Source organism: Chitinophaga terrae (ex Kim and Jung 2007), assembly GCF_900107795.1.
GTDB lineage: Bacteria > Bacteroidota > Bacteroidia > Chitinophagales > Chitinophagaceae > Chitinophaga > Chitinophaga terrae.
The window spans coordinates 39,715-45,849 of sequence record NZ_FNRL01000039.1; the positions used below are offsets into that span (position 1 = coordinate 39,715).

At 46.7% G+C, this 6,135-nt stretch carries 6 protein-coding genes and 1 tRNA gene; 5 read left to right on the top strand and 2 right to left on the bottom strand.

Annotated features, from left to right (window positions below; all coding sequences use genetic code 11):
• Positions 1 to 7: 7 nt before the first annotated feature.
• Genes BLV62_RS26150 through BLV62_RS26165 form a run of 4 tightly spaced genes read left to right on the top strand, consistent with a single transcriptional unit; the run spans position 8 to position 4,555 of the window.
• On the top strand, positions 8 to 1,507 hold the full coding sequence (locus tag BLV62_RS26150) for a RagB/SusD family nutrient uptake outer membrane protein (RefSeq protein ID WP_089765785.1): 1,500 nt from the start codon (positions 8 to 10) through the stop codon (positions 1,505 to 1,507).
• An 18-nt stretch (positions 1,508 to 1,525) separates the two neighbouring features.
• Positions 1,526 to 2,608: a PKD domain-containing protein gene (locus tag BLV62_RS26155; RefSeq protein ID WP_089765788.1), complete on the top strand. Its 1,083-nt coding sequence runs from the start codon at positions 1,526 to 1,528 to the stop codon at positions 2,606 to 2,608.
• A gap of 18 nt (positions 2,609 to 2,626) precedes the next feature.
• A complete protein-coding gene (locus BLV62_RS26160; protein WP_089765789.1) occupies positions 2,627 to 3,511 on the top strand; it encodes a PKD domain-containing protein in 885 nt (294 codons plus the stop codon).
• A gap of 3 nt (positions 3,512 to 3,514) precedes the next feature.
• Positions 3,515 to 4,555: a family 16 glycosylhydrolase gene (locus BLV62_RS26165; protein WP_089765791.1), complete on the top strand. Its 1,041-nt coding sequence runs from the start codon at positions 3,515 to 3,517 to the stop codon at positions 4,553 to 4,555.
• Positions 4,556 to 4,614: 59 nt separating this feature from the next.
• On the opposite strand, the gene BLV62_RS26170 is transcribed toward BLV62_RS26165, so the two are convergent.
• Positions 4,615 to 5,451, bottom strand: a complete 837-nt coding sequence (locus BLV62_RS26170) for a rhomboid family protein (protein ID WP_089765793.1) — start codon at positions 5,449 to 5,451, stop codon at positions 4,615 to 4,617.
• 152 nt (positions 5,452 to 5,603) lie between these two features.
• On the opposite strand from BLV62_RS26170, the gene BLV62_RS26175 reads away from it, so the two are divergent.
• Positions 5,604 to 5,677 (top strand) — tRNA-Asp (locus BLV62_RS26175).
• A gap of 156 nt (positions 5,678 to 5,833) precedes the next feature.
• Here the strand turns inward: BLV62_RS26175 and BLV62_RS26180 are convergent.
• Positions 5,834 to 6,135: transposase (locus BLV62_RS26180; protein WP_139170403.1), on the bottom strand; the 302-nt coding region annotated here is incomplete at its 5' end.

The following is a 6,135-nucleotide window of genomic DNA, read 5'->3' on the forward strand; positions in this document are numbered from 1 at the left end:
TCAACTCATGAAAAACATACTTAAAATAGCAGGCGTTATATTTTTCCTCGTTACTTCCCAGTCGTGCAAGAAATGGGTAGATTATAGTCCCCACGACGATTTCCAGGTAACCGACCTCGATTACCTGAAGTCGGAGAGCGACTACCGCACGATGGTGATAAGTTGTTACAGTCCGCTCCAGTGGCTTAACCAGGCAGTCCCTATCGGCGACATTGCTTCAGACAACTCCGTTACCGGCGGCGAATCGGCCAGCGATGTGTTGGGTTTGCAACAGATCGACGATTTTACCCATAGCCCGAATAACGATTACCTGACGGAGATCTGGAAATCGGCCTACGAGGGTATTAACAGGGTGAATTACCTGACCCAGTTTAAAGATAAGAATCCTGCCGGCACTGCTATCAGCTTCACCGGAAAGGATGCGTTGTATGGAGAGATCTATTTCCTTCGTGCATATTATTATTGGACATTGGTTAGATTTTTTGGAGATGTACCATTGTTTGTTGATCGCCGCCTGACGCTGGCCGATTCTAAAACCCTTACCCGCACCGCTGCTGCAGATGTTTACAAACAAATTGAGGCGGATCTTAACAGCGCTATTGGCGTACTTCCTACGGCGCCTTATCAGCCGGGCCGTGTTACGAAATATGCCGCACAGGCATTGCTGGGGAAAGTACTGATCTATCAGAATAAGTTCGACGCTGCCGCCACTATGCTGGAAAATGTGATCGCCGGACCATTCACCTTAGTTCCTGAATTTGGCGACATCTTTCTCCAGTCAGGAGAAAACGGGCCTGAATCTGTATTCGAGATCCAGTACTCCAACCTTTCCCCCTACTATAACTGGGGCGGTGCAACAAGGGGCCAGGGTAACTATGCCGTACAGCAGTGTGGAATACGGGGATTAAACGGAAGTAGTCCTTATGCTGCAGGATGGAGCACTAACCTTCCCAGCGCAGACCTGGCAAAAGCATACCAGGCCGGCGACCAGCGTAAAGATGTGACCGTCCTGGATATAGAAGCCTATAAAGCGGCGCACCCTGAATATGGCATCACTTACCAGGTAGCTCCATATAAGAATACAGGTTTGTATAATCAGAAATATTTACCAAGAAAAGGAGAAACATCCGGGCAACTGGAGCTGAACTACCTGAATAACTACCGGACCATTCGTTTTGCGGAAGTATTGCTGCTGGCGGCAGAAGCCTACAACCGTTCATCCACGCCCAACGATGCAAAAGCACAGACCTACCTGAACAGGGTAAGACAACGAGCATTTAAAGACAACCTGCATAATATCACCCTTACCGGCAGCGCGCTTACCAACGCGATCTGGAACGAGCGCCGGCTGGAGTTGGCGATGGAAGGCGACAGGTTCTTTGACCTGGTAAGAACAGGCAAAGCAGCATCTGTACTTCCAAAATTCCAGGCAAATAAGCATGAGTTGTTCCCGATACCGCAACAGGAAGTTGAGATCTCAGGTCTTAAACAAAATCCAAACTATTAATAGTTAAAAGCTCCACGAATGAAAAGATCAATCATCATATTATCGTTGTTTGCTACGGTTTATGGCTGCAGCAAAATACCGGATGGGGACCTGGACTTTCTAAAAACACAGGCGGCGCCATCTTCCAACACCTTACTGTTCGATGTGTCTAACGACAACTCGGGGAAGGTTACCATTACCCCCAACAGTGCAGGCGCCAGCTCCTATGTTATCAATTTTGGAGATGGAAGCACAGAAACGGCAACCGTATTACCAGGAAAAAACGTCACCCACGTATACAAGGAAGGTGTATATCCTGTAAAGGTAACTGCTAAGAGTATGAACGGGTTAACATCCGACACTACAGCACAGCTTACAGTTACCTTCAGGGCACCTGAAAATGTTGTGATCAATGCCAGTACAGATGCGCATAAAGCAACTGTTTCAGCAACCGCCGACTATGCAACAGGAGGCTTTAAAGTAAGCTTCGGGGAAAGCGCCAATGAAGAGCCTACCCTGATTGCTGCGGGGGCAAGCCTGGAACATACTTACGCCAAAGCGGGCAATTACACGATCAAAGTGGAAGCGCTGAGCGGCGGGGCTGCAACCACTGTTGCAACAAAAGACATCACGATCTACGACCCGATCACTTTACCTATGACATTTGAACTGGCTACCGTTAATTATGCCTGGGGCGATTTCGGAGGGAATTCTACATCCGTTATCCCTAACCCATATAAAACAGGCATTAATACCAGTGCAACCGTGGGTAAAATTGTGAAGAACGGGCAGGAAACATGGGCCGGCAATTATATCATCATGAGCGCGCCTATCGACTTTACCCAGCACAAGGTATTTAAAGTAAAAGTTTATTCATGGCGTGCAGGCATGAGAGTATTACTCCAGCTTGAAAGGAATGGCGACAATACCTTCCAGGAGAATATGGAAGCAGTGACCACTAAAGCTAACCAGTGGGAAACACTGACCTTCGATTTCAGCGGCAAGATAAAAGACAACAGCAAATTGCTGCAGAACATTCTTTTCTTCCTGGATAACGGGGTAAGGGGGAATTCTACAGATCAATTCACCCTGTTGTTCGACGACATTGAATTAACTAACTAATACGGCAAAACGAATATTATGAAACACATCATTAATAAATTACTGGTCCCCGTATTGGGCTTTATGCTGGTAGCAATGGCTTCCTGCGAAAAGGAATATCATTTCGGAGATCTGACAACTCCCGCCAAACCGGTGCTGAACATTACGGTAGTGGGTAAAGACGCTACGCATCCGAATGGTAACGGATCAGGCAACATCAATGTAAATATCCAGTCGCAGAACGGGATCAATTACAAAGTGGATTTTGGAGATGGAGAAGCGCCACAAACTTCTACAACCAGCGAATTTAGTTACCAGTACAAACACACAGGTATTAAAACAGTAACCGTTTCCGTTACGGTGTATGGAAAAGGCGGCGTGTCGAGCACCAACAGTGAAACGATCACTGTTTACCGCGAGTTTGAGCCGAACCCTGAATTGGTAACGATGCTTACAAACAATGGCGCCAAAAAATGGAGGGTGGATAAAGACGCATCAGCGCATCTGGGAGTAGGCGATGCAGCATCGATGGTTCCAGGCTGGTGGGGTGCAGGACCTAACGAGAAAGCGGGGCTTGGCATTTACGACGACGTGTATACATTCACCGCACAGGGAAATGTTTTTGAACATACTACCAACAACGATCTTTTCGGGAAGAAGGAATACCTGAAAGATTTTGACCCGTCGCTTACCGGCACCGGCGACTTTACGCTTACCGGCCCGACCGCTGCCAGCTATACCACCACCTTCAGTTATGATGGCAGCGCCACTGAAGAATTTATTATCTTCTCAGGGAAAGGACATTTGGGAATGTATTTAGGAGCACACAAATTCCAGATCCTGGAAAGATCTGCCACGCATATGACATTACGTTGCGTGCAGGACCCGGGAGCCTGGTATGTTAAAATCATAGCAATTGAATAGTGTATGAAATATTTAACTGGAATTATGCTGGCGTTACTGATAAGTACCGCCAGCTGCGGAAAAAATGATAATCCATCGTCTCCGCCGCAACTGGCGCCAACGGATCTTAAGATCAACGCCGTAGTAGCCGCCGACAGTACAGGCGCCGTCTCTTTTACGGCAACCGCCAGGAATGCGGTCAGCTATGATTTTGATTTCGGGAATGGCAAAAGCAAAGCGGGAACAAATGGAACTGTACAGTATACCTACAGCGGAACCGGCGACCAGACCTTTACCGTGAAAGTGACGGCGAAAAGCGAAAGCGGGTTAACAGCTACGGGATCTACGAATGTAAAGGTGAGCATTTCGAAGCTGTTGGTATGGTCGGACGAGTTTTCGGACGACGGGGCTCCGAATCCTGAGAAATGGGGATATGATATTGGTACAGGCAGTAATGGCTGGGGAAATAACGAAGCGCAGTATTATACTGACCGTCCGGAGAACGTAAGTATAAAAGACGGTATCCTGAGAATAACTGCACAGAAAGAGAACTACTCAGGAAACTCCTATACTTCGGCGAGGTTGCTTACCAAGGGGAAATTTGATTTCACTTACGGACGAGTGGAAGTCAGCGCCAAGCTGCCTACCGGCGGCGGAACCTGGCCGGCTATATGGATGCTGGGCAGCAATATCACTACTCTTGGCTGGCCTGATTGCGGGGAGATAGATATCATGGAGTTTAAAGGGAACGAGCCTACCAAGCTTTATTCTACCCTGCATTATCCGGGTCATTTTGGCGGTAACGGGAATGGTACTACTATCAACAGGAATGATCTCAGCACATCTTTCCATAAATATACTATGGACTGGACGCCTGCGGCACTGAAGTTTTACGTAGATGGCCAGTTGTATTTTACTTTTAAGAATGAAGCGACGCTGCCATTCAACAACAAATTCTTCCTGTTGCTGAACTTCGCTATGGGAGGTAATTTTGGAGGAGCAATTGATCCTGCATTTACTAAATCGACCTTTGAAGTAGATTATGTAAGGGTTTATAAGAACTGATATTTGATAATAGGACAAGGACGGTAGACGGGGGTTTGCACATTGGTGCAAGCCCCTTTTTATTCCTGGGAAAGACGTTCGAGCGTATCGCGTTCCTGTTTGGATAAACTGTTGATGCCTTTCGAATGGATCTTCTCCAGGATCGCATCCAGTTCCTTTTGTTTATTGGCTTTCTCGAAGTTATAACGGTGATCGATATCCGAAAACAGGTTATTTTGCCGGTAATAGAGGTTGTCGACCAACAGCAGGTATGGTTTATGGATGATCACATAAATAAAAAATACCGCCGGCGCCAGGATGGTAACGATTGTTGCCGTGTTGGTAAGCAGTATTTCAGGGGTGCTTACGCAGGCGATCAGGAGCCCGACAAGTCCGCCTCCCAGGTGCGCATCATGTCCTATATTGTCGTCTTTCGACCTGATTCCGTAAATCGCATAGAGTACATATCCCAGGCCATAGACCCAGCCGGGTATGCTGAGCAGGCCAAACAGGTGAATATTCATGCCCGGGTAAAGGGCGATACAGGCGAAAATAACGCCGCAAACTGCACCGGAGGCGCCCACGGCGCTATAAGGAGGGTTATGCCGGTGTAGGTATAAAGAGAGGAGGTTACCTCCAATGAGGCTTCCGAAGTACAGCACGAGGTAGGTAAGCGGGTGCAGGGCTGGTTCCAGGTAGAAGCTGAAGAGGCACAGGGAGAGCATATTAAAGAACAGGTGCATCCAGCTTACGTGTAAAAAGCCTGAAGAGATGAGGCGTATATATTCTTTATATACCAGTATCCGTTCTATTTCAAAGTTATACCGGTTAAAAAAGCTTCTGTTTTGCAGGCCTTTCCAGGAAAAAACGAAGTTGGCAGTAATGATTACCAGACTAAGAGCGCCAATATTTATCATTGAATAGGGAATTTGCCGTTAACAATAATAAATATATCAAATTAGTGGCTGTTCTGAAAAAAATGGATTTTCAAAAAAAATTTGGAAGATTAAGAATAATGTTGCTACATTTGCACTCCCGAAACGGTAGAGCACAGCTTTAACAGTTTCAAGGATCGGTAGTTCAGTTGGTTAGAATGCCGCCCTGTCACGGCGGAGGTCGCGGGTTCGAGTCCCGTCCGGTCCGCGAGGACAGAAGGTCACATCGGAAAATGGTGTGACCTTTTTGTTTTCTGGATGTGCCTTGTCATGGTCTCTACTCAGTAGAGACGGGTTCGAGTCCCGTCCGGTCCGCGAGGACAGAAGGTGGATCAAGTTGAATAATTGGGGGATTAGGTAAAAATTAAGCATATAGTTTGGTTAACCTGTAGAGAAAAAATTCAACGTCCCGTACTCCTCTGAGTGCATTTCTGAAGGACTTTATCTTGGCATTGAAAGATTCAGCAGCGGCGTTAGTTGCCCGGTTATTGAAGAAGTTGAGAATACCTAGATAATGAGTTCTCATAGTCCTGGCAACAGTTTTAAAAGATAATATTCCTGCTTCTTCTACGTCGTTATACCATAGGGCTAATTTTTTGAATGCATCCTCTTTACATTTACAATTTCTGTAAATTTCACCCAGTCGCAGGGATAGTTGGTAGGACT